Consider the following 21,421-nt stretch of genomic DNA (forward strand, 5'->3'; position numbering starts at 1 on the left):
CGCCATTGAAAACGGCGCCCTCGGGCGCCGTTTTCGTATCACTTGAGGAAGTGCAGGGCGTCCAGTAGCGCCTGGTTCTGCTCCGGACTGCCGATGGTGATACGCAGGAACTGGTCGATCCGCGCCTGCTTGAAATGGCGGACGATCACTCCCTGCTCGCGCAGGGTCGAGGCAATCTGCCCGGCATCGTGCCGCGGATGACGGGCGAAGACGAAGTTGGCGGCCGACGGTAGTACCTCGAAGCCCAGCGCCTGCAAAGAGGCGCTCAACGCCTCGCGGCTATCGATCACTGCCTGGCAGGTCCGACGGAAATAGGCGTCGTCCTCGAAAGCCGCCGCCGCGCCGGCGATCGCCAGGCGATCCAGCGGGTAGGAATTGAAGCTGTTCTTGATCCGCTCCAGCGCCTCCACCAGATCGGCATGGCCGACCGCCAGGCCGACCCGCAGGCCGGCCAGGGAGCGCGACTTGGACAGCGTCTGGGTGACCAGCAGGTTCGGGTAGCGATCGACCAGGGCGATGGCGCTCTCGCCGCCGAAGTCGACATAGGCCTCGTCGACTACCACCACCGAATCCGGCGACGCCTTCAGCATCGCTTCGATGGCGTCCAGCGGCAGCAGGCAGCCGGTCGGCGCGTTCGGATTGGGGAAGATGATTCCGCCGTTGGGCCGCGCGTAGTCTTCGACGCGGATGCGGAACCTTTCATCCAGCGCGATCTTCTCGTGCGCGATCCCGTACAGGCCGCAATAGACCGGATAGAAGCTGTAGGTCACGTCCGGAAACAGCAGCGGCAGGTCGTGTTGGAAGAGGCCATGGAAAATGTGCGCGAGCACCTCGTCGGAGCCGTTGCCGACGAACACCTGGTTGGCCTGTACGCCGTAGTGCGCGGCGACCGCCTGCTTCAACCGCTCGCCGTTGGGATCGGGATACAGGCGCAGGTCGTCGTTGAGTTCCGCCTGCATCGCGGCGAGCGCCTGTGGCGACGGACCGTAGGGATTCTCGTTGGTGTTCAGCTTGACCAGCCGCGACAGCTTCGGCTGCTCGCCCGGCACATAAGGCACCAGGTCCTTGACGAAGGGACTCCAGAATTTGCTCATGCTCAGGCCTCCTTCTCGTCGAGGATGCGGTATTCGGCGCTGCGCGCGTGGGCGGTCAACGACTCGCCGCGAGCCAGCACCGAAGCGGTGCGACCGAGGACCGAAGCGCCCTCGGCCGAGCAGTTGATGATCGACGAACGCTTCTGGAAGTCATATACCCCCAGCGGCGAAGAGAAACGCGCGGTACCGGAGGTCGGCAGCACGTGGTTCGGGCCGGCGCAATAGTCGCCCAGGGCCTCGGCAGTGTAGCGGCCCATGAAGATCGCGCCGGCATGGCGGATCTCCGGCAGCCAGCTTTCCGGATCGGCCACCGACAGCTCCAGGTGTTCCGGGGCGATGCGGTTGGCGACCGCACAGGCCTGGGCCTGGTCGGCGACCTGGATCAGCGCGCCGCGCCCCTCCAGGGAGGTGCGGATGATCTCGGCGCGCTCCATGGTCGGCAGCAGGCGAGCGATGCTGTCCGCGACGCGGTCCAGGAACGCCGCATCCGGACTGACTAGGATCGACTGGGCGTCTTCGTCGTGTTCGGCCTGGGAGAACAGGTCCATGGCGATCCAGTCGGGATCGGTCTGGCCATCGCAGACCACGAGGATTTCCGAGGGACCGGCGATCATGTCGATGCCGACCTGGCCGAACACGTGACGCTTGGCGGTGGCCACGTAGATGTTGCCGGGGCCGACGATCTTGTCCACCCGCGGCACGCTTTCGGTGCCGTAGGCCAACGCGGCCACGGCCTGTGCCCCGCCGATGGTGAAGACACGGTCGACGCCGGCGATGCAGGCGGCGGCGAGGACGATCTCGTTGATCTCGCCGCGCGGGGTCGGTACGACCATGACCACTTCGGACACCCCGGCGACCTTGGCCGGGATCGCATTCATCAGCACCGAGGACGGGTAGGACGCCTTGCCGCCCGGCACATAGAGCCCGGCGCGGTCCAGCGGGGTGACCTGCTGGCCGAGCACCGTGCCGTCGGCCTCGGTGTAGCGCCAGGAACCCTGCTTCTGCTTCTCGTGGTAGCTGCGCACGCGCTCGGCGGCGACTTCCAGGGCTTCGCGCTGGGCTACGGTGATACGTGTGAGAGCCAGCTCCAGGCGCTCGCGCGGCAGGATCAGGTCGGCCATCGAGGCGGCCTGGAGACCGTCGAAGCGCTGGGTGAACTCGACCACGGCGGCGTCGCCACGGCTGCGTACGGCGGCGATGATGTCGAGGACGCGCTGGTTGACCGAATCGTCGGAGACACTTTCCCAGCTCAGCAGATGATCCAGATGACGCCCGAAGTCCGGATCAGCGGCATTGAGTCGACGGATAGCGAAGGGAGCGGTCATAGCGAGCCTCTTTTATGGATGGCGTTGTCTCGGGCGCCGCTAGACTACCAAGCCCACCGTGCGGGCACCCGAGAAAATTTGGCTATGACACGGATAGGCAGGTGCGGCGCGGAGCCGCACGGGTATCAGTGACGGTGTCGCGCCTCGACGGCGTCGCGCAGGGTATCGATCAGCGACTGGATGCGACCGTGCTGCATCTTCATCGAGGCCTTGTTGACCACCAGGCGCGAGCTGATCGTGGCGATCAGTTCCTGGGGCTCCAGGCCGTTGGCGCGCAGGGTATTGCCGGTATCCACGACGTCGATGATCTTGTCGGCGAGACCGACCAGCGGCGCCAGCTCCATCGAGCCGTACAGCTTGATCACGTCGACCTGGCGGCCCTGCTCGGCGTAGTAGCGCTTGGCGACATTGACGAACTTGGTGGCCACCCGCAGGCGTCCCTTGGGTTCAGGCGCGCCAATGGCGCCGGCGGTCATCAGCTTGCAGTTGGCGATACGCAGGTCCAGCGGTTCGTAGAGTCCCTGGCCGCCGTACTCCATCAGCACGTCCTTGCCGGCCACGCCGAGATCGGCGGCGCCATGCTCGACATAGGTCGGCACGTCGGTGGCGCGCACGATGAGCAGGCGCACATCGGACAGGGACGTCGGGATGATCAGCTTGCGGCTCTTGTCCGGGTTCTCCGACGGTACGATGCCCGCCGCTGCGAGCAGCGGCAGGGTATCGTCGAGAATCCGGCCCTTGGACAAGGCGATGGTCAGCATTTGCGCGACAGCCTCCGCTAGCCCGGTACGCGGCGGATCTTGGCGCCGAGCAGCTGGAGTTTCTCTTCGATGCACTCGTAGCCACGGTCGATGTGGTAGATGCGATCGATCAGGGTGTCGCCTTCGGCCACCAGGCCGGCGATCACCAGGCTCGCGGATGCGCGCAGGTCGGTCGCCATGACCGGAGCGCCCTTGAGCTTGGGTACGCCGGTGACGATGGCGGTGTTGCCTTCGACGAGGATTTGCGCGCCCATGCGGTTCATTTCGTAAACATGCATGAAGCGGTTCTCGAAGACCGTCTCGATGACCGCGCCGGTGCCTTCGGCTACCGCGTTCATGGAGATGAACTGGGCCTGCATGTCGGTGGGGAACGCCGGGTACGGCGCGGTACGCACGTTGACCGCCTTCGGCCGGTTGCCCTTCATGTCCAGCTCGATCCAGTTGCTGCCGGTGCTGATGTGGGCACCGGCCTCTTCCAGCTTCTGCAGGACCGCCTCGAGGATGGTCGGGTCGGTATCCTTCAGCTTCACCCGGCCACCGGTCGCGGCCGCGGCCACCAGGTAGGTGCCGGTCTCGATACGGTCGGGCAGTACGTCGTAGCGAGCACCGCCGAGGCGCTTCACGCCTTCGATGACGATGGTATCGGAGCCAGCGCCCTGGACGTTGGCGCCCATGGCGTTCAGGCAGTTGGCCAGGTCGACCACCTCCGGCTCGCGAGCGGCGTTCTGCAGCACGGTACGGCCGTTGGCCAGCGCGGCGGCCATCATCAGGTTCTCGGTGCCGGTCACGCTGACGGTATCGAAGAAGAAGTGACCGCCACGCAGGCCGCCGGCCGGCGCCTTGGCCTTGATGTAGCCGCCTTCGACCTCGATCTGCGCGCCCATGGCCTCGAGACCGCGGATATGCAGGTCGACCGGACGCGAACCGATCGCGCAACCACCCGGCAGGGCCACTTCGGCCTCGCCGAAGCGCGCCAGCATCGGGCCCAGCACCAGGATCGAGGCACGCATGGTCTTCACCAGTTCATACGGCGCGACCAGGGTTTTGATGCTGCTGGCATCGACTTCGACGTTGAGCTTCTCGTCGATGATCGGCTGCACGCCCATGCGGCCGAACAGTTCGATCATGGTGGTAATGTCGTGCAGGTGCGGCAGGTTGCAGACGGTGACCGGAGTATCGGCCAGCAGGGTCGCGGCCAGGATCGGCAGCGCCGAGTTCTTCGCGCCGGAAATGCGGATTTCGCCATCGAGGCGGTTACCGCCGGTAATAATCAGTTTATCCATTGCAATGATCCCCCGTGGGCTCAGGAACGCTCGGCCCAGGCGGCGCGGCTGAAGAATTTCATGGTGACGGCATGGATGCTGCCATCGGCGATCCAGGCGTTCAAATGGGCGTAGACCTGCTGCTGACGCTTGACCGGGCTCTGGCCGGCCAGTTCGTCGCTGATCAGATTCAGTTGGAAATTGCACCCTTCGCCCTCGACTTCCACCTGGGTGCCGGGGAGTTTTTCCTGGAGAAGGCTCTTAACGTCTTCGGCCTGCATGCTCAACCTCAATCGGGCGCCCTACGCGCACGGTCGGCCATCATACAAAAAAGCCCTCCGCCTGCGAACCCCAGGAAGGGACGCGCAGACGGAGGGCCGCTCGTTCCGCCGGCCGGTCATTCCTGCAAAGGCAGGATCTCCAGAAGGCTGCTGACCTTGGCAATCTCCCGCATGTCTTCCGGCAACGCCCTGACGCTCAGGACCTTGCCGGCCTTGCGTGCGTCGCGCATGAAGGCCAGCAACAGGGAAATGCCCACGCTGCTGGAGCGCTCCACCGCCGAGCAGTCGACGACCAGTTCCGCCGCCTGGCTGGCGCGGATCAGCCGACCGCCCTGCTCGCGCAACGCCGGCCCGCTGCTGTAGTCGAGCACGCCGGCGAGCTGCAGTTCGCCGGCCGCTCCTTCGCGCAGGCTGGCCTGGCTCATTTCGCCCCGGCCTCTTCCGCTTTCGCGGTTTCCTTGGCCTTGGCGACCACCTCGCCCCAGCCGGCGATGGTCTTCTCGAGGTCGTTGCGGTTCTTCTGCATGGTGTCGGCGAACTGGTCGCGGAACAGCTTGCCGATGTTGATGCCGTTGATGATCACGTTGCGGACCTTCCAGCCACCGGCCAGGTTGGTCATGGTGTAGGAGACCGGATAGACCGTGCCCTTGCTGTCACGGATCTCCATGTTGACGCTGGCGCGATCGTCGCTCGGCTTGGCCGAACTAGGCAGCACGCGGATGTCCTGGTTGTCGTATTCGAGCAGCGCGTTGCCGTAGAACTGCATCAGGCTGTTCTTGAACACTTCCTCGAAGCGCTTGATTTGCTCGGGTGAGGCCTGGCGCGAGTACTTGACGGTCATCACGCTCTTGGCGATGCCTTCGGCATCGACCACCGGCCCAAGGATACGGTCGAGAGTGGCGTAGAGCTTTTGCGGATCGGCCTTGTAGGCGGCCTTGTTGGCCTTGATGTCGGAAAGCAGTTCGTCGACCGTGCCCTGCACCACCTGTTGCGGGGTCGGCGCCGCCATGGAAAGCAGCGGGAAAGCCGCCAGGAACACCAGCAGGCCGCGACGCAGAAGAGTCAGCATGGAAGAAAACCTCACTTTTTGGCTTCGTCTTTGTTAACCGAGTTCAGCAGGAACTTGCCGATCAGGTCTTCCAGCACCAGCGCCGACTGGGTGTCGTGGATGGTGCTGCCGTCCTTCAGAACGTCCTCGTCGCCGCCGACGCTGATGCCGATGTATTTCTCGCCCAGCAGGCCGGCGGTCAGGATCGACGCCGTGGAATCGACCGGCAGGTTGTTCACGTTCTGGTTGATCTCCATGGTCACGCGACCAGTGTAGCTGTCGCGATCCAGGTCGACCGCCGTCACCTTGCCGATCGTCACGCCGGCCAGGGTGACCTTGCCGCGCACGGTAACACCGGCGATGTTGTCGAAGTAGGCGTAGACCTTGTAGGTATCGCCGGCGTTGCCCACGCTCAGGCCGCTGACCCGCAGGGCCAGCAGCAACAGGGCCAGCAGGCCGGCCAGGAGGAACAGGCCGACACCGATTTCCAGGGTGCGGGTTTGCATTCAGAAATCTCCAAACATCAAAGCAGTCAGAATGAAGTCGAGCCCCAGCACCGCCAGGGAGGCATAGACCACGGTCCGGGTCGTCGCCCGGCTGATTCCTTCCGAGGTCGGCTCGCAGTCGTAGCCTTGGTAGACCGCGATCCAGGTCACCACGAAGGCGAATACGATACTTTTGATCACGCCGTTGAGCACATCCTCGGTGAACTGCACGCTGTTCTGCATGTTCGCCCAGAACGACCCCTCGTATACGCCCAGCCAGTCGACCGCGACCATCGCCCCACCCCAGATGCCGACCACGCTGAAGATCGCGGCGAGCAGCGGCATGGAGATGAAACCGGCCCACAGGCGCGGCGCGACGATGTACTTGAGCGGGTCGACACCGATCATTTCCAGGCTGGAAAGCTGTTCGGTGGCCTTCATGTTGCCGATTTCCGCGGTAAGCGCAGAGCCGGCACGGCCGGCGAACAGCAGGCCGGTCACCACCGGCCCCAGTTCGCGCAGCAGGGTCAGGGCCACCATCTGCCCGACCGCCTGCTCGGAACCATAGGAAATCAGGATGTTGTAGCCCTGCAGGGCCAGCACCATGCCAATGAACAGGCCCGAGACGACGATGATCGCCAGCGACAGCACGCCTACCGAGTAGAGTTGCTTCACCAGCAGGTGCAAACCAGTGCCTGGCGTGCGCCGGCCGAGCAGGGCGTGGCCGAGGAACAGGGTCGAGCGGCCGAGCGCGGCGACCACGTCCAGGCCGGCGCGGCCGAACAGGCGGATACGTTCGAGGGGAGAGACTCTACGCATCAGCGCTCTCCCAGCAGGTCGGCCCGGTAGTCGCGGGCCGGATAATGGAACGGAACGGGACCATCCGGGATTCCCTTGACGAACTGGCGGATACGAGGATCGTCGGTTTCCTTGAGGACGTCCGGCGTCCCGTGGCCAAGTACCCGGCCGTCGCCGACGATATAGATGTAGTCGGCGATACTGGCGGTCTCGGCCAGGTCATGGGAAACCACGATGCTGGTGATGCCGAGGGCATCGTTGAGCAGGCGGATCAGGCGCACCAGGACGCCCATGGCGATCGGATCCTGCCCCACGAACGGCTCGTCGTAGAGCAGGATCTGCGGGTCCAGGGCGATCGCCCGAGCCAGGGCGACGCGGCGCTTCATGCCGCCGGAAAGCTCGTCCGGCATCAGTTCCACGGCGCCGCGCAGGCCGACGGCCTGAAGCTTCATCAGGACGATGTCGCGGATCATCTCTTCCGGCAGCTGGGTATGCACGCGCAGCGGAAATGCGACGTTCTCGAAGACGTCGAGATCGGTGAACAGCGCCCCGCTCTGGAACAGCACGCCGAACTGCTTGCGCATGTCGAACAGGTCGCCGCGCGAAAGCTGCGGCAGGTTCTGCCCGTTGACCCAGACCTCCCCCTTCGAAGGACGCAACTGGGAGGCGATCAGCCGCAGCAACGTGGTCTTGCCGCAACCGGACGGGCCCATGATGCCGGTCACCTTTCCGCGCGGGATACGCACATCGATGTTGTCGAAAATCGCCCGCGATCCGCGCTTGAAGGTCAGGCCCTTCAACTCGACCGCGTAGGCACTATCGGTGCTCATCAGGACTCCTTGCGATGCGACCCGTCCATGCTGGACGCCTTGCCCCGTTGCAAAGGCACGCATCCCGGAGGGGTCGAATGGGCGCGGACTATAGCACTGCGGCGGGTTCTGGCCCAAGGCCTGGCACCGTGCCGTTCAGCTTGGATTCAGCTTGTTCGGAGCGTTCTCTCAGCCCTTTAGGACATATCGCACACTTCAGGTTCACTACGGACAGAAAAAAATCGCGTCGACGTCGAATATATCGACATTTATGCAGTCATAGCGCGGAGTGCAGATAACGGCGGCGTAACAGAGCATTGCAGTCCATACAACATTGCGCCGCGGGGGATGCGGACCGACTTCACAGCATGGCTGGTGTAAGCGGGGCACGCTTTCCCGTTATAATCCCGCCTTTAATCCAGGCGCCACATTCGTTGAACATGAGCCAGAACCTCGATTTCATCCATTCCGCCCAGCGCACCATCGGCCTCGAGCGCGACGCGGTAGACAGCCTGCTGGCGCGGATTGGCGACGATTTCGTCAAGGCCTGCGAACTGCTGCTGGCCGGCAAGGGCCGGGTCGTCGTCGTCGGCATGGGCAAATCCGGCCACGTCGGCAAAAAGATCGCCGCTACCCTGGCCAGCACCGGCACCCCCTCCTTCTTCGTGCATCCGGCCGAGGCCAGCCATGGCGACATGGGCATGATCACCAAGGACGACGTGGTCCTCGCCCTGTCCAACTCCGGCTCGACTGCCGAAATCGTCACCCTGTTGCCTCTGATCAAGCGCCTGGGCATCACCCTGATCAGCATGACCGGTAACCCCGAGTCGCCCCTGGCCAAGGCTGCGGAAGTGAACCTGGACGCCAGTGTCGGCCAGGAAGCCTGCCCACTGAACCTGGCCCCGACCTCCTCCACCACCGTAACCCTGGTCCTCGGCGACGCCCTGGCGATCGCCCTGCTCGAAGCCCGCGGCTTTACCGCGGAAGACTTCGCCTTCTCGCACCCGGGCGGTGCGCTGGGCCGCCGACTGCTGCTGAAGGTGGAAGACGTCATGCACGTCGGCGAAGGGCTGCCGCAGGTGCTGCTCGGCACCTCGCTGACCGGCGCGCTGATGGAAATGACCCGCAAGGGCCTGGGCATGACCGTAGTGCTCGACGAACATGGCAAGCTTGCCGGCATTTTCACCGATGGCGACCTGCGTCGCGCCCTGGATCGGGGCATCGACGTCCGCCAGGTCACCATCGACCAGGTGATGACCGTCCACGGCAAGACCGTCCGCGCCGAGATCCTCGCCGCGGAAGCCCTGAAGATCATGGAAGACAACAAGATCGGCGCACTGGTGGTGGTCGACGCGGACGACCGTCCGGTCGGCGCCCTGAACATGCACGACCTGTTGCGCGCAGGAGTGATGTAATGAGCGATACCCATTCGGCCGCGGAACTCCCGGTCCGGGCCAGCCGGATACGCCTGGCGATCTTCGACGTCGACGGCGTGCTGACCGACGGCAAGCTGTATTTCCTCGTCGACGGCAGCGAGTTCAAGACCTTCAACACCCTGGACGGACATGGCATCAAGATGCTCATCGCCTCCGGCGTGCGCACCGCCATCATCACCGGCCGCGACACTCCGGTGGTCGAACGGCGCGCGCGCAACCTGGGCATCCAGCATCTCTATCAGGGCCGGGAAGACAAGCTCGCCGTCCTCGACGAACTTCTCGGCGAACTCGGACTAGGCTATGAGCAAGTCGCCTACCTTGGCGACGACCTGCCCGATCTGCCGGTGATCCGCCGCGTCGGCCTGGGCATGGCGGTAGCCAGTGCCGACCCGTTCGTGCGCCAGCATGCCCATGGCGTCACCGCGGCCCGCGGCGGCGAAGGCGCCGCCCGCGAGTTCTGCGAACTGATCATGCGCGCCCAGGGTACGCTCGAAGCCGCCCAGAGCGCCTATCTGTAGAGCCAACCATGCCGAAGACACTACGCCAGAAACTGCTGCTCGCCCTGATCGCCCTGTTGCTGATCGTCGCGGGCTACTACTGGAACGTCGGGCTCGAGCTGTTCAACGAACAGCCGACCCGTCCCGGCCAGGACAATACCATCGACTACTATGCCGAGAATGCCCATAGCCTCCAGTACCAGGAGGACGGCAGCCTCGACTACGAGATGACCGCGGTGAAGCTGGAGCACCAGAAAGCCACGGACATCACTTTCGTCACCACCCCCGACCTGCTGCTCTTCCGTGGCAACGTGCAACCCTGGCACATCCAGAGCGCCCGCGCCGAAGTCGGACCGAAAGGCAAGGAGGTCGAACTCATCGACGACGTGCGCGTCGCACGTACCGATGCCAAGGGCCAACCAAGCATCCTGACCACCACTCGGCTGACCGTATTCCCCGACAAGAATTATGCACAGACCGAGCAAGCCGTTAAAATCGACGCGGCCAATGGAGTGACGACGGCTGTTGGAATGAAAGCGTATCTGAAAGACAGCCGGATGCACCTGCTGTCCAACGTAAGAGGTCAGCATGAGGTTCGTTAATACCCTCCCCCTTATTTTCGGTCTGACTGCCGCCCTCGGCAGCTCCATGGCCTTGGCCCTGCCTTCGGACCGCGAACAACCGATCCGCGTCCAGGCCGACAGCGCCGAACTGGACGACAAGCAGGGCGTCGCGGTCTACCGCGGCGACGTCGTGGTGACCCAGGGCAGCACCAAGCTGACCGGCAACACCGTGACCCTGAAGCAGGACAAGAACGGCGACATCGAGGTCGTGACCTCGGTCGGCAAGCCTGCCTACTACGAGCAGAAACCCGCTCCGGACAAGGACGTGACCAAGGCCTATGGCCTGACCATCCAGTACTTCGTCACGCAGAACCGGGTCGTGCTGATCGACCAGGCCAAGGTGATCCAGGAAGGCAACACCTTCGAAGGCGAGAAGATCGTCTACGACACCCAGCGCCAGATCGTCAACGCGGGTCGTGCCACCGGCTCCCAGGTGACCAGCCCGCGCCCGCGCATCGACATGGTCATCCAGCCGAAGAAAAAGGCCCAGTAATGGCAACGCTCAAAGCCCAGCACCTGGCCAAAAGCTATAAAGGCCGGCAAGTCGTCCGCGACGTCAGCATGTCCATCGATAGCGGGCAGATCGTCGGCCTGCTCGGTCCGAACGGTGCCGGCAAGACCACCTGCTTCTACATGATCGTCGGCCTGGTCCAGGCCGACCAGGGCGTGGTCCGCATCGACGAGCAGAACGTCACCCACCTGCCGATGCACGGGCGCGCCCGGGCCGGCATCGGCTACCTGCCGCAGGAAGCCTCGATCTTCCGCAAGCTGTCGGTATCCGACAACATCATGGCGATCCTCGAGACCCGCAGCGACCTCGATCGCAACGGTCGCAAGGAAGCCCTGGAAGGCCTGCTGCAGGAATTCCACATCCACCACATCCGCGACAACCTCGGCATGAGCCTGTCCGGCGGCGAACGACGCCGGGTGGAAATCGCCCGCGCCCTGGCCAGCGCGCCGAAATTCATCCTCCTCGACGAGCCCTTCGCCGGCGTGGACCCGATCTCGGTCGGCGACATCAAGCAGATCATCCATCACCTCAAGGCGAAGGGTATCGGCATCCTCATCACCGACCACAACGTCCGCGAGACCCTGGACATCTGTGAAACGGCGTATATCGTCAATGATGGGCAGTTGATCGCGGAAGGGGATGCCGAGAGCATCCTCGCCAACGACCTGGTCAAGGAAGTCTACCTGGGGCACGAGTTCCGCCTCTGAAGAAATCTCCTAGCGCGCCCTCCGGCCTCGCCGGAGCGGTTCCGCTCGCCCGCGGTTTCGCAACCACGAGTGCCGCCTGGAGCGGATGATTTATTCAGAGCAACCCTAGGCAAAGTACGAAAATTCAGGCATATAATTTGCTTCCTGGCGGTGCCGCCACCTCGGCACCCGTAGTAGTGGATGGTGCCATCCGGTACCAGCGAATAAGGTACTAAGCCCTCAGCCATGAAACCATCGCTAGTCCTCAAGATGGGCCAGCAACTGACGATGACGCCGCAGCTGCAACAGGCCATACGCCTCCTCCAGCTATCCACCCTGGACCTCCAGCAGGAAATCCAGGAAGCGCTGGAATCCAATCCCATGCTCGAACGCCAGGAAGACGGCGACGATTTCGACAACAGCGACCCTCTCGCCGATGGCGCCGAACAGGCGGCCAGCGCGCCCCAGGAGAGCCCCCTCCAGGAAAGCGCCACGCCCAGCGTCGAAAGCCTCGACGACGACCAGTGGAGCGAACGCATACCCAGCGAGTTGCCGGTGGATACCGCCTGGGAAGACATCTACCAGACCAGCGCCAGCAGCCTGCCCAGCAACGACGATGACGAGTGGGACTTCACCGCGCGCACCAGCAGCGGCGAGAGCCTGCACAGCCACCTGCTCTGGCAGGTCAACCTGGCACCGATGTCGGACACCGATCGGATGATCGCGGTGACCATCATCGATAGCATCAACAACGATGGCTACCTCGAAGAGTCCCTCGAAGAAATCCTCGCCGCCATCGATCCGGAACTGGACGTCGAGCTCGACGAAGTGGAAGTCGTGCTGCGCCGCATCCAGCAACTGGAACCCGCCGGCATCGGCGCCCGCAACCTGCGCGAGTGCCTGCTGCTGCAACTGCGCCAGTTGCCGTCCACCACGCCCTGGCTGAACGAAGCGCTGCGCCTGGTATCCGACTACCTCGACCTGCTCGGCGGCCGCGACTACAGCCAATTGATGCGGCGCATGAAGCTCAAGGAAGACGAACTGCGCCAGGTCATCGAGCTGATCCAGTGCCTGCATCCCCGGCCCGGTTCGCAGATCGAATCGAGCGAAGCCGAATACATCGTCCCCGACGTCATCGTGCGCAAGGACAACGAGCGCTGGCTGGTCGAGCTGAACCAGGAGGCGATGCCACGCCTGCGCGTCAACGCCACCTACGCCGGCATGGTCCGCCGCGCCGACAGCAGCGCCGACAATACCTTCATGCGCAACCAGTTGCAGGAAGCCCGCTGGTTCATCAAGAGCCTGCAGAGCCGCAACGAAACGCTGATGAAGGTCGCCACCCAGATCGTCGAGCACCAGCGCGGTTTCCTCGACTACGGCGAAGAAGCCATGAAGCCGCTGGTCCTGCACGACATCGCCGAAGCGGTGGGCATGCACGAATCGACCATTTCGCGGGTCACCACGCAGAAATACATGCATACGCCGCGCGGCATTTTCGAGCTGAAATATTTCTTTTCAAGTCACGTCAGTACCGCCGAAGGCGGGGAATGCTCGTCCACCGCGATCCGCGCGATCATCAAGAAACTGGTGGCCGCGGAAAATGCGAAAAAGCCATTGAGCGACAGCAAGATCGCTGGTTTACTGGAGGCACAGGGCATTCAAGTGGCTCGCCGCACCGTCGCCAAATACCGCGAATCCCTGGGCATAGCCCCTTCGAGCGAGCGCAAGCGACTGGTGTGACGTTGATCCACGCCAAGGTGTTCCGGAGGCAGGTTGCTAACCTGCCACTTACACACGGGCAACAAGGAGAACGCGGTATGCAAGTCAACATCAGTGGCCATCAACTGGATGTGACCGACGCCCTGCGCGACTATGTCGGCGAGAAACTGAGCCGTCTGGAGCGCCATTTCGACAAGATCACCAATGTTCAGGTGATCATGGAGGTCGAGAAACTGAAGCAGAAGATCGAAGCCACCCTGCGCATCGCCGGTGGCGAGATCGTAGCCAATGCGGAACATGAGGACATGTACGCGGCCATCGACCTGCTGATCGACAAACTCGACCGTCAACTGATCAAACACAAAGAGAAGTATCTCGAACGGCAGCAAGGCGTAGGCGCCCGCTGATCTCCCCTCCCCTATGATCCGACTTGAGCAAATCCTGACCCCCGGCCGTTCCCTCGTGAACGTGCCGGGCGGCAGCAAGAAACGCGTACTCGAACAAATCGCCAACCTGGTAGCCAGGGAGCTGCCGGAGTTCGACGCCCAGACCATCTTCGAAAACCTGGTGGCCCGGGAAAAACTCGGTTCCACCGGCTTCGGCAATGGCATCGCCATTCCGCACTGCCGCCTGTCTGGCTGCCAGAGCCCCATCAGCGCCGTGCTGCACCTGGATGCTCCCGTGGACTTCGACGCGCTGGACGGCGCGCCGGTCGACCTGCTCTTCGTCCTGCTGGTACCGGAGGCCGCGACCGAAGAACATCTCGAACTGCTCCGGCAGATCGCCGCCATGCTCGACCGTGCCGACGTACGCGACCGCCTGCGCAGCGCTCCCACTGCCGAAGCGCTTTATCAGATCGTGGTAGACGTACAGAACGGGCAATGACATGCGCCTGATCATCGTCAGTGGCCGCTCGGGCTCGGGCAAGAGCACCGCCCTGAACGTCCTCGAAGACAACGGCTTCTATTGCATCGACAACCTTCCCGCCAGCCTGCTTCCCGACCTGGCGCAGCGCGCCCTGTTGCACACGGAGCTACTGCAGCCACAGGTGGCGGTGTCGATCGACGCCCGCAACCTGCCCAGCCAGTTGCAGCGCTTCCCCGAACTGTTGCAGGAAGTGCGGGACAACCACATCAACTGCGATGTGCTGTATCTCGACGCCGACAACGAGACGCTGCTCAAACGATTCTCGGAAACCCGCCGGCGCCACCCGCTGACCACCGATACCCGTTCGCTGGCGGAGGCGATTGGCGACGAGAGCCAATTGCTCGGACCGATCGCCGACCTCGCCGACCTGAAGCTGGACACCACCAGCCTCAACCTCTATCAGTTGCGCGACACCATCAAACTGCGCCTGTTGAACAAGCCGGAACCCGGCACCGCGTTCCTCGTCGAATCCTTTGGCTTCAAGCGCGGCATGCCAGTCGACGCCGACCTGGTGTTCGATGTGCGCTGCCTGCCGAACCCCTACTGGAAGCCCGAGTTGCGCGATCATTCGGGGCTGGAGCCGGAAGTCCGCGAGTATCTGGCCGCCCAGCCGGACGTCGAGGAAATGTACCAGGACATCGTCGGCTACCTGAACAAATGGCTGCCGCGCTTCGCCGCCAGTAACCGCTCATATGTAACAGTTGCGATAGGCTGTACCGGCGGGCACCATCGTTCGGTCTACCTCGCCGAGCGGATTGGCGCTGCACTCAGGGATTCCCTGAAGAACGTGCAGATTCGCCACCGCGATCTCAGCAGCTAGCCCATAATAAGAAGGACAGACTCCCCAAGATGCCCGCCCTCGAGATCACCATCATCAACAAGCTCGGTCTGCACGCCCGCGCGGCGGCCAAGTTCGTCGGCGTCGCGGGGCGCTACCCTTGCCAGGTCCGGGTCGGCCGCAATCCTGAAAGCTGCGTCGACGGCAAGAGCATCATGGCCGTGATGATGCTGGCTGCCGGCAAGGGCACCAACCTGCACCTGCATACCGAAGGCGAACAGGAAGACGAGGCGTTGAACGCGCTGGTCGAACTGATCAACAACCGTTTCGACGAATGCGAGTAGCCTCTTCCCAGAGACAACGAAAAAGCCGCCAACTGGCGGCTTTTCCTTTCCGGCGATTGCGGCCGGCGTCAATTCAGCGCGGGTCGGATGAGTCCCCTAGCCCAGCGCGGTATCCAGCACCATCATCAGGCAGAAGCCGAACACCAGGCCCAGCGTAGCCTCGGCGGCATGTCCCTGGCGGTGGGACTCGGGAATGATCTCGTGGGTGACCACGAAGAGCATCGCTCCCGCCGCGGCGGCCAGCCCCCAGGGCAGGAGCAGCGCGGAGAGGCCGACCAGCCAGGCGCAGAGCACCGCGAACAGCGGCTCGACCAGGCCCGACGCGGCACCGACCAGCATCGCCTTGAAACGCGACATACCGACTCCGGCCAGCACCAGCGCCACCACCAGCCCTTCCGGCACATCCTGCAGAGCGATGCCCAGGGCGAGGCCGTTGGCCTCGTCCAGGCCGGCACCGGCCGACACGCCAACCGCCATGCCTTCGGGGATGTTGTGCAGGACGATGGCCGTGACGAACAGCAGGATGCGCGGGGGAATGCCACCGGACAGTGGCGCGCCCTCGCAACCGGGATGGACGTCCGGCATCAGCCGGCCGAGGATGAACAGCCCCATCACGCCGACCGCCAGGCCGAAGCTGACCAGGAACCCCGCGCCGAACTTCGAGTAGCCGAGGTCGCCGGCCGCGGATAGCGCCGGCATGATCAACGAGAAGGCCGTCGCCGAGAGCATCACGCCGGCACCGAAGCCCAGCAGCGCATCCGACAGGCGCGCCGGCATGGTCTTCACCACCAGCACCGGCATCGCCCCGAGAGCGGTACCGAAGGCGCAGAGCAGGCCGCCTTTCAACGCCAGCACGATGGGCGCCGGCAGGTTGAGTTCGGCCAGCAACAGCGCGTGGCGGCCGAGCAGGTAGCCGCCGCCGATGAAGATCAGCAGGCCCAGCAGGTTGCGCAGCGTCCGCCCGTTACCTTCGGCGATGCCATGGAGCAACGCCTTCATCGCCGCACCGCCAGGCTGCCGGCCAGCCATCTCGCATCACGGGTAGCATTAGGCCAGGGCTTGCGCATAGCGACGCGCGACCTCCCGCCAGTCGATCACGTTGTAGAAAGCGCCGATGTATTCCGGGCGGCGGTTCTGGTACTTCAGGTAATAGGCGTGCTCCCATACGTCCAGGCCGAGGATCGGCGTATTGCCGTTCATCAGCGGGCTGTCCTGGTTGCCGCTGCTCTCCACCAGCAAGCTGCCCTGGGGAGTCACGCTGAGCCAGGCCCAGCCGCTGCCGAAGCGGGTCAGCGCGGCCTTGGTGAACGCATCCTTGAACGCCTCGAAGCCCCCGAGCTGCTCATCGATGGCCCGCCCCAGGTCGCCATCGGGACGGCCACCGCCCTGGGGCGACATCACGGTCCAGAACAACGAGTGGTTGGCATGCCCACCGCCATTGTTGACAACCGGGGTGCGCAGCTTCTCCGGCAGACCAGCCAGTTGCCGCAGCAGGCTTTCCACCGGCTGCTCGGCATAGGGCGTGCCTTCCAGCGCGGCGTTCAGGTTGTTCACATAGGTCTGGTGGTGCTTGCTGTGGTGGATCTCCATGGTCAGCGCATCGATGTGCGGTTCCAGGGCATCGTAGGCGTAGGGCAAGGGCGGCAAGGCGTGGGGCATGGAAACTCTCCGTCAGTGATAGCGAAGTGAGGGGGGCGGAGCGAGGAACTCGGGTCGGACCTCCGCGTTCGGCGGTCCCTTGAGCAGGCGCTCGGTGCGCGGATAGGCACCGTGTTCGCCGATGAACGACAGCAGTTCGACATAGGTGCGCCGGCTGTGATGCTGGGCCGCCTGGCGCAGGGCCAACGGCAGCTTCTGGTCGGCGCTGACCCGCAACAGGCGCTCGTGGCAGGCGCAGAGGTATTCGGCGGTTTCCTCCGGTTGCTCCAGTTGCAGGTGCAAGTCGGCCAGGTTGTGATGGGAAATGACGAACGCCATCACCGCCTCGTCGGCGTCGCCCCAGCGTTCCAGCAGCACCTGGGCCAGGGCCAGGGCATGGAGGTAGTGCTCACGCGCATCGATCAATGCGCCGGTGACGAAACAGCGGTTGCCCTGTTCGATCGTTCGTTGCCAATGACGCATGGCGGTACCTCCAGTGGTGGGGCGGCCTCAGAGGCCGCCAGCCGTGAGTTTTTCCGGATCCAGCAACACCTCCAGGCGCGCACGGTCCAGATCGGTGTTTTCCAGCGCCACATCGATGATCGGCCGTCCCTCGCGATAGGCCTGCTTGGCGATTTCCGCAGCCTTCTGGTAGCCGATGATCGGGTTCAGCGCAGTGACCAGGATCGGGTTGCGCGCCAACGCCTCGCTGAGCTTGCCCTGGTTGACCTTGAAGCTGGCGATGGCCTTGTCCGCCAGCAGCCGGCTGACGTTGGCCAGCAACTGGATGCTGTGCAACAGGTTATCCGCCACCAGCGGCAGCATCACGTTCAGTTCGAAGTTGCCCGATTGGCCGGCGACGGCAATGGCGGCGTCATTGCCGATCACCTGGGCGGCGACCATCGCGGTGGCCTCCGGGATCACCGGGTTGACCTTGCCGGGCATGATCGAGGAACCTGGTTGCAGCGCTTCCAGCTCGATCTCGCCGAGCCCGGCAAGCGGCCCGGAGTTCATCCAGCGCAGGTCGTTGGCCAGCTTCATCAGGGTCACGGCCAGGGTCTTCAACTGGCCGGACGCAGCGACCGCGGTGTCCTGCGAACCGATCAGGGCGAAGAAGTCGTCGCCGGGGCGGAACGCCAGCCCGGTCAGGTCGTTCAGCTCCTGGCTGAAACGTTCGGCGAACCGAGGATGGGCGTTGATCCCGGTGCCCACCGCGGTGCCGCCCTGTGCCAACTGCTGCAAGGCAGGAAGTACGCTCTCGATGTGCACGCCGGCCTGTCGCACCTGCTGCGCCCAGCCACCGAGCACCTGGCTCATGCGTACCGGCATCGCATCCATCAGGTGGGTGCGGCCGGTCTTCACATAGGCATGCACTTCGCCGGCCTTGCTCTGGATAGTCTGCTCCAGGTGGCGCAGCGCCGGCAGCAGGCGTTCGCTGATCTCGAGGGCGGCACTGATGTGGATGGTCGAGGGAATGATGTCGTTGCTGCTCTGCCCGCAGTTCACATGGTCGTTCGGATTGACCTTGCCGCCCAGGCGACGACTGGCCAGGGTCGCCACCACTTCGTTGGCGTTCATGTTGGAACTGGTGCCGGAGCCGGTCTGGAACACATCCACCGGGAAATGCTGCATGAAGTCCTCCTGCAGCAGTTGCAGGCAGGTCTCGGCGATCGCCTCGCCCATCGGTGCATCCAGTTGCTGCAGGGAGACGTTCGCCCGCGCCGCCGCGGCCTTGGCCAGCAGCAGGGCGCGGACGAAGGCCTGGGGCATGCGTTGGCCGCTGACCGGGAAGTTGTTCACCGCGCGCTGGGTCTGGGCGCCATAGAGGGCGGTCGCCGGGACCGCCAGTTCGCCCATGCTGTCGCGTTCGATGCGGGTGTCAGTCATCTTGGTTTCCTTGTTGCGGGTGATCGAAGCTCATCGACGGCGCCAGGTCCTGCCTGGCCATTCGTACGGAGAGCTTGCGCAGCCGGCGTCGCTGGCTGCCGTTGGTGGTCAGTCGCTGAAGTTCGCAGAGGGGCCGGTAGGCGTAGTCGAGGCAGAGGCTGCGCCAGTGCCAGGGCAATATCGGATCGCGACCGGTATCGAGCAGGAGGTTGTAGGCTTTCTCGAACAGCGGCCAGGCGGCCACACCTTCCCAACCGGCGAGATAGCGCGCCTCGCCGAGGTACTGGTCGAGCAGGCGCGGTTCGTCGGGATCGAGCGCGCAGCGGATCTGCGTGCCCAGCCAGTACCAGTGATCCAATGCTTGCGGGTCGTGCGCCTCGAAGGACATGGCAACCTCACCAGACGATAATGAGATTGATTATTGTTTTCTTCTTAGCAAAAGACAAGCATGGTCCCCATAGAGGCGGACAATTGAACAGGCGGAAACGAAAACGCCAGCGACGAGCGCTGGCGTTTTATAGAGGGAAACCCGGCCTCAGCGCCCGGCCACCATCATCGACTCGACCAGTACAGAACCGGTATGCAGGTTGCCGCGCCGTTCGATGTCCTTGCCGACCGCGACGATACGGCGGAACAGGTCGCGCAGGTTGGCGGCGATGGTGACTTCCTGGACCGGGAACTGGATCTCGCCGTTCTCGACCCAGTAGCCGGCGGCGCCGCGGGAATAATCGCCGGTCACCAGGTTGACGCCCTGCCCCATCAACTCGGTGACCAGCAGGCCACGCCCCATCCTGCGTATGAGAGCGGCCTGGTCCTCGTCGCCATGGCTGACGAACAGGTTATGCACGCCGCCGGCGTTGGCCGTGCTCGGCAGGCCGAGCTTGCGCCCGGAATAGGTGCCCAGGACATAGGACACCAGTTCGCCGTTCTCGACGAATGGCTTGGCGTAGGTGGCCAGGCCGTCGCTATCGAAGCTGGCGCTGCCGAGCGCGCCGACCAGGTGCGGCCGCTCGTCGATGCTCAGCCACTCGGGAAACAGGCGCTGGCCCAGCGCGCCTTCGAGGAAGGATGACTTGCGATACAGGCTGCCGCCTGAGATCGCCCCGAGGAAATGGCCGAACAGGCCAACAGCGATTTCCGGAGCGAACAGCACCGGCACTTCGGCGGTCTGCACCGGCCGCGCGCCCAGTCGGCTGGCGGCGCGCTCGGCGGCGCGCCGGCCGATCGACTCGGCGCTGGCCAAGGCCTCGCCACGGCGGTTGACGTCATACCAATAGTCACGCTGCATCTGTCCTTCGCCCTCGGCGATCATCACGCAGCTGAGGCTGTGCCGGGTGCTGGCGTAACCACCGATGAAACCGTGGCTGTTACCGTATACCCGGCAACCCTGGTGGGTATTCAGGGTAGTGCCGTCGGCCTTGGTCACCCGCTTGTCGGCGGCGAACGCCGCTGCCTCGCAAGCCAGGGCTCGTTCCACAGCCTGCTCGGGACTCAGGCTCCATGGATGATAGAGGTCCAGCTCGGGCAACTCGCGGGCCATCAACGCGGCATCGGCGAGACCGGCGCATTCGTCCTCGGAGGTATGGCGGGCGATCGCCAGCGCCGCCGCCACCGTCTCGCGGATGGCCGCCTCGCCGGTCGCCGAGGTGCTCGCCGAGCCCTTGCGCTGGCCTGCGTAGAGGGTGATGCCGAAACCTTGGTCACGGTTGAACTCGACGGTTTCCACCTCGCCCTGGCGCACGCTGGTGGACAGGCCCTGCTCCAGCGACACCGCCACTTCGCAGGCACTGGCGCCCTGGCGGCGGGCCTCGGCGATGATCTGCTCGACCTGCTCGCGAAGGTCCGGAAGCACGGAGGGACCGACTGCCGCGGCATGTAGACTCATCTGTTGACTCTCCTGTTGACGTGGCCGCCCACGCGGCCGGGCCGGACAAGCGGCCCCTGACTCGTTATCATGGCGGCGTTTTCCACTGGACCACCACCATGGCTGAATTTCACGACGACGACTCGCAATTCGAAGAGAAGAGCAAGTCGCAGATCAAACGCGAGCTGCATGCCCTGCAGGACCTCGGCGAGCGCCTGACCACCCTGCAACCGCAGTTGCTGGAGCGCCTGCCGCTCACCGACCCGCTACGCAAGGCGCTGCTCGAGGCGCCGAAGCACAAGGCGCACATCGCCCGCAAACGGCATATCCAGTACATCGGCAAACTGATGCGCGACCAGGACGTGGACGCCATCGTCGCCCTCATCGACCAGGTGGACTCCTCCACCCGCCAGTACAACGAACGTTTCCATGCCCTCGAACGTTGGCGCGACCAGTTGATCGCCGGCGGCGACGCAGCGCTCGACGCCTTCGTCGGGGAGTTCCCCGAGTGCGATCGCCAGCACCTGCGCGGCCTGGTCCGCCACGCCCAGCACGAGGCCGCGCACAACAAACCGCCGGCCGCCGCACGCAAAGTGTTCAAGTACATCCGCGAACTGGACGAAACCAAGCGCGGCCTGCGCTAGGTTT

Annotated in this window: 27 protein-coding genes; 11 read left to right on the forward strand and 16 right to left on the reverse strand. The window is 64.3% G+C overall.

Going from position 1 to position 21,421, the window contains the following annotated elements; genetic code table 11:
* Window positions 1–38: 38 nt before the first annotated feature.
* The 10 genes from hisC to HMPREF3014_RS23225 form a co-directional block, all read right to left on the reverse strand.
* Complete coding sequence (gene hisC, locus HMPREF3014_RS23180; RefSeq protein ID WP_003098833.1) at window positions 39–1,094, reverse strand: histidinol-phosphate transaminase; 1,056 nt, start codon at window positions 1,092–1,094, stop codon at window positions 39–41.
* A 2-nt stretch (window positions 1,095–1,096) separates the two neighbouring features.
* On the reverse strand, window positions 1,097–2,419 hold the full coding sequence (gene hisD, locus HMPREF3014_RS23185; protein WP_003094326.1) for a histidinol dehydrogenase: 1,323 nt from the start codon (window positions 2,417–2,419) through the stop codon (window positions 1,097–1,099).
* Between the two features lie 125 nt (window positions 2,420–2,544).
* Window positions 2,545–3,180, reverse strand: coding sequence for an ATP phosphoribosyltransferase (hisG, locus tag HMPREF3014_RS23190; protein ID WP_003098837.1), 636 nt, complete (start codon window positions 3,178–3,180; stop codon window positions 2,545–2,547).
* Window positions 3,181–3,197: 17 nt separating this feature from the next.
* A complete protein-coding gene (gene murA, locus HMPREF3014_RS23195) occupies window positions 3,198–4,463 on the reverse strand; it encodes a UDP-N-acetylglucosamine 1-carboxyvinyltransferase (protein WP_003094332.1) in 1,266 nt (421 codons plus the stop codon).
* Window positions 4,464–4,483: 20 nt separating this feature from the next.
* Complete coding sequence (locus HMPREF3014_RS23200; RefSeq protein ID WP_003094334.1) at window positions 4,484–4,723, reverse strand: BolA family protein; 240 nt, start codon at window positions 4,721–4,723, stop codon at window positions 4,484–4,486.
* Window positions 4,724–4,839: 116 nt separating this feature from the next.
* Window positions 4,840–5,148: an STAS domain-containing protein gene (locus HMPREF3014_RS23205; RefSeq protein ID WP_003162785.1), complete on the reverse strand. Its 309-nt coding sequence runs from the start codon at window positions 5,146–5,148 to the stop codon at window positions 4,840–4,842.
* Window positions 5,145–5,792: an MlaC/ttg2D family ABC transporter substrate-binding protein gene (locus tag HMPREF3014_RS23210; protein WP_003094337.1), complete on the reverse strand. Its 648-nt coding sequence runs from the start codon at window positions 5,790–5,792 to the stop codon at window positions 5,145–5,147. The genes HMPREF3014_RS23205 and HMPREF3014_RS23210 overlap by 4 nt, the downstream gene beginning before the upstream one ends.
* 11 nt (window positions 5,793–5,803) lie before the next feature.
* Window positions 5,804–6,277 carry an outer membrane lipid asymmetry maintenance protein MlaD gene (gene mlaD, locus HMPREF3014_RS23215; protein ID WP_003094339.1) on the reverse strand — a complete coding sequence of 158 codons (474 nt, stop codon included), beginning with the start codon at window positions 6,275–6,277 and terminating at the stop codon, window positions 5,804–5,806.
* Window positions 6,278–7,075 (reverse strand): lipid asymmetry maintenance ABC transporter permease subunit MlaE, encoded by a 798-nt coding sequence (gene mlaE, locus HMPREF3014_RS23220; protein WP_003094341.1) that lies wholly within the window; start codon window positions 7,073–7,075, stop codon window positions 6,278–6,280.
* The gene (locus HMPREF3014_RS23225) at window positions 7,075–7,884 is read right to left on the reverse strand and encodes an ATP-binding cassette domain-containing protein (protein WP_003094343.1); all 810 of its coding nucleotides are present in this window, start codon (window positions 7,882–7,884) and stop codon (window positions 7,075–7,077) included. Before HMPREF3014_RS23225 ends, mlaE begins: the two co-directional genes overlap by 1 nt.
* Before the next feature lie 413 nt (window positions 7,885–8,297).
* Between HMPREF3014_RS23225 and kdsD the strand changes: the two genes are divergently transcribed.
* The 10 genes from kdsD to HMPREF3014_RS23275 all read left to right on the forward strand — a co-directional run bounded on the left by kdsD (window position 8,298) and on the right by HMPREF3014_RS23275 (window position 15,384).
* Window positions 8,298–9,278 (forward strand): arabinose-5-phosphate isomerase KdsD, encoded by a 981-nt coding sequence (gene kdsD, locus HMPREF3014_RS23230; protein WP_003134758.1) that lies wholly within the window; start codon window positions 8,298–8,300, stop codon window positions 9,276–9,278.
* The gene (locus HMPREF3014_RS23235; RefSeq protein WP_003112742.1) at window positions 9,278–9,817 is read left to right on the forward strand and encodes a KdsC family phosphatase; all 540 of its coding nucleotides are present in this window, start codon (window positions 9,278–9,280) and stop codon (window positions 9,815–9,817) included. Before kdsD ends, HMPREF3014_RS23235 begins: the two co-directional genes overlap by 1 nt.
* A gap of 8 nt (window positions 9,818–9,825) precedes the next feature.
* Entirely contained in the window at window positions 9,826–10,398 is a 573-nt protein-coding gene (gene lptC / locus HMPREF3014_RS23240) for an LPS export ABC transporter periplasmic protein LptC (RefSeq protein ID WP_003094353.1), read from the forward strand.
* On the forward strand, window positions 10,385–10,912 hold the full coding sequence (lptA, locus tag HMPREF3014_RS23245; RefSeq protein WP_003120916.1) for a lipopolysaccharide transport periplasmic protein LptA: 528 nt from the start codon (window positions 10,385–10,387) through the stop codon (window positions 10,910–10,912). Before lptC ends, lptA begins: the two co-directional genes overlap by 14 nt.
* The gene (gene lptB / locus HMPREF3014_RS23250; protein ID WP_003094355.1) at window positions 10,912–11,637 is read left to right on the forward strand and encodes an LPS export ABC transporter ATP-binding protein; all 726 of its coding nucleotides are present in this window, start codon (window positions 10,912–10,914) and stop codon (window positions 11,635–11,637) included. The genes lptA and lptB overlap by 1 nt, the downstream gene beginning before the upstream one ends.
* 225 nt (window positions 11,638–11,862) lie before the next feature.
* Complete coding sequence (locus HMPREF3014_RS23255; protein ID WP_003094357.1) at window positions 11,863–13,356, forward strand: RNA polymerase factor sigma-54; 1,494 nt, start codon at window positions 11,863–11,865, stop codon at window positions 13,354–13,356.
* 77 nt (window positions 13,357–13,433) lie between these two features.
* A complete protein-coding gene (gene hpf / locus HMPREF3014_RS23260; RefSeq protein ID WP_003094359.1) occupies window positions 13,434–13,742 on the forward strand; it encodes a ribosome hibernation-promoting factor, HPF/YfiA family in 309 nt (102 codons plus the stop codon).
* A 13-nt stretch (window positions 13,743–13,755) separates the two neighbouring features.
* Window positions 13,756–14,220: a PTS IIA-like nitrogen regulatory protein PtsN gene (gene ptsN, locus HMPREF3014_RS23265; protein ID WP_003098853.1), complete on the forward strand. Its 465-nt coding sequence runs from the start codon at window positions 13,756–13,758 to the stop codon at window positions 14,218–14,220.
* A gap of 1 nt (window position 14,221) precedes the next feature.
* A complete protein-coding gene (rapZ, locus tag HMPREF3014_RS23270) occupies window positions 14,222–15,082 on the forward strand; it encodes an RNase adapter RapZ (RefSeq protein ID WP_003116216.1) in 861 nt (286 codons plus the stop codon).
* 29 nt (window positions 15,083–15,111) lie between these two features.
* On the forward strand, window positions 15,112–15,384 hold the full coding sequence (locus HMPREF3014_RS23275) for an HPr family phosphocarrier protein (RefSeq protein ID WP_003116217.1): 273 nt from the start codon (window positions 15,112–15,114) through the stop codon (window positions 15,382–15,384).
* Window positions 15,385–15,480: 96 nt separating this feature from the next.
* On the opposite strand, the gene HMPREF3014_RS23280 is transcribed toward HMPREF3014_RS23275, so the two are convergent.
* The 6 genes from HMPREF3014_RS23280 to pmbA all read right to left on the reverse strand — a co-directional run bounded on the left by HMPREF3014_RS23280 (window position 15,481) and on the right by pmbA (window position 20,794).
* Complete coding sequence (locus HMPREF3014_RS23280) at window positions 15,481–16,413, reverse strand: ZIP family metal transporter (protein ID WP_003120918.1); 933 nt, start codon at window positions 16,411–16,413, stop codon at window positions 15,481–15,483.
* 18 nt (window positions 16,414–16,431) lie between these two features.
* On the reverse strand, window positions 16,432–17,043 hold the full coding sequence (locus HMPREF3014_RS23285; protein ID WP_003098862.1) for a superoxide dismutase: 612 nt from the start codon (window positions 17,041–17,043) through the stop codon (window positions 16,432–16,434).
* A gap of 12 nt (window positions 17,044–17,055) precedes the next feature.
* On the reverse strand, window positions 17,056–17,505 hold the full coding sequence (locus HMPREF3014_RS23290; RefSeq protein ID WP_003094369.1) for a hypothetical protein: 450 nt from the start codon (window positions 17,503–17,505) through the stop codon (window positions 17,056–17,058).
* A 27-nt stretch (window positions 17,506–17,532) separates the two neighbouring features.
* Window positions 17,533–18,909 carry a class II fumarate hydratase FumC gene (gene fumC / locus HMPREF3014_RS23295; protein ID WP_003098863.1) on the reverse strand — a complete coding sequence of 459 codons (1,377 nt, stop codon included), beginning with the start codon at window positions 18,907–18,909 and terminating at the stop codon, window positions 17,533–17,535.
* Window positions 18,902–19,297 (reverse strand): hypothetical protein, encoded by a 396-nt coding sequence (locus HMPREF3014_RS23300; RefSeq protein ID WP_003162782.1) that lies wholly within the window; start codon window positions 19,295–19,297, stop codon window positions 18,902–18,904. Before HMPREF3014_RS23300 ends, fumC begins: the two co-directional genes overlap by 8 nt.
* A 147-nt stretch (window positions 19,298–19,444) precedes the next feature.
* A complete protein-coding gene (gene pmbA, locus HMPREF3014_RS23305) occupies window positions 19,445–20,794 on the reverse strand; it encodes a metalloprotease PmbA (RefSeq protein ID WP_003110024.1) in 1,350 nt (449 codons plus the stop codon).
* 98 nt (window positions 20,795–20,892) lie between these two features.
* Here pmbA and yjgA point away from each other — a divergent pair, with 98 nt between their 5' ends.
* Window positions 20,893–21,417, forward strand: a complete 525-nt coding sequence (yjgA, locus tag HMPREF3014_RS23310; RefSeq protein ID WP_003094378.1) for a ribosome biogenesis factor YjgA — start codon at window positions 20,893–20,895, stop codon at window positions 21,415–21,417.
* The last annotated feature ends 4 nt before the right edge of the window (window positions 21,418–21,421 follow it).

The organism is Pseudomonas sp. HMSC065H01 (assembly GCF_001815235.1).
GTDB classification, from domain to species: domain Bacteria; phylum Pseudomonadota; class Gammaproteobacteria; order Pseudomonadales; family Pseudomonadaceae; genus Pseudomonas; species Pseudomonas aeruginosa.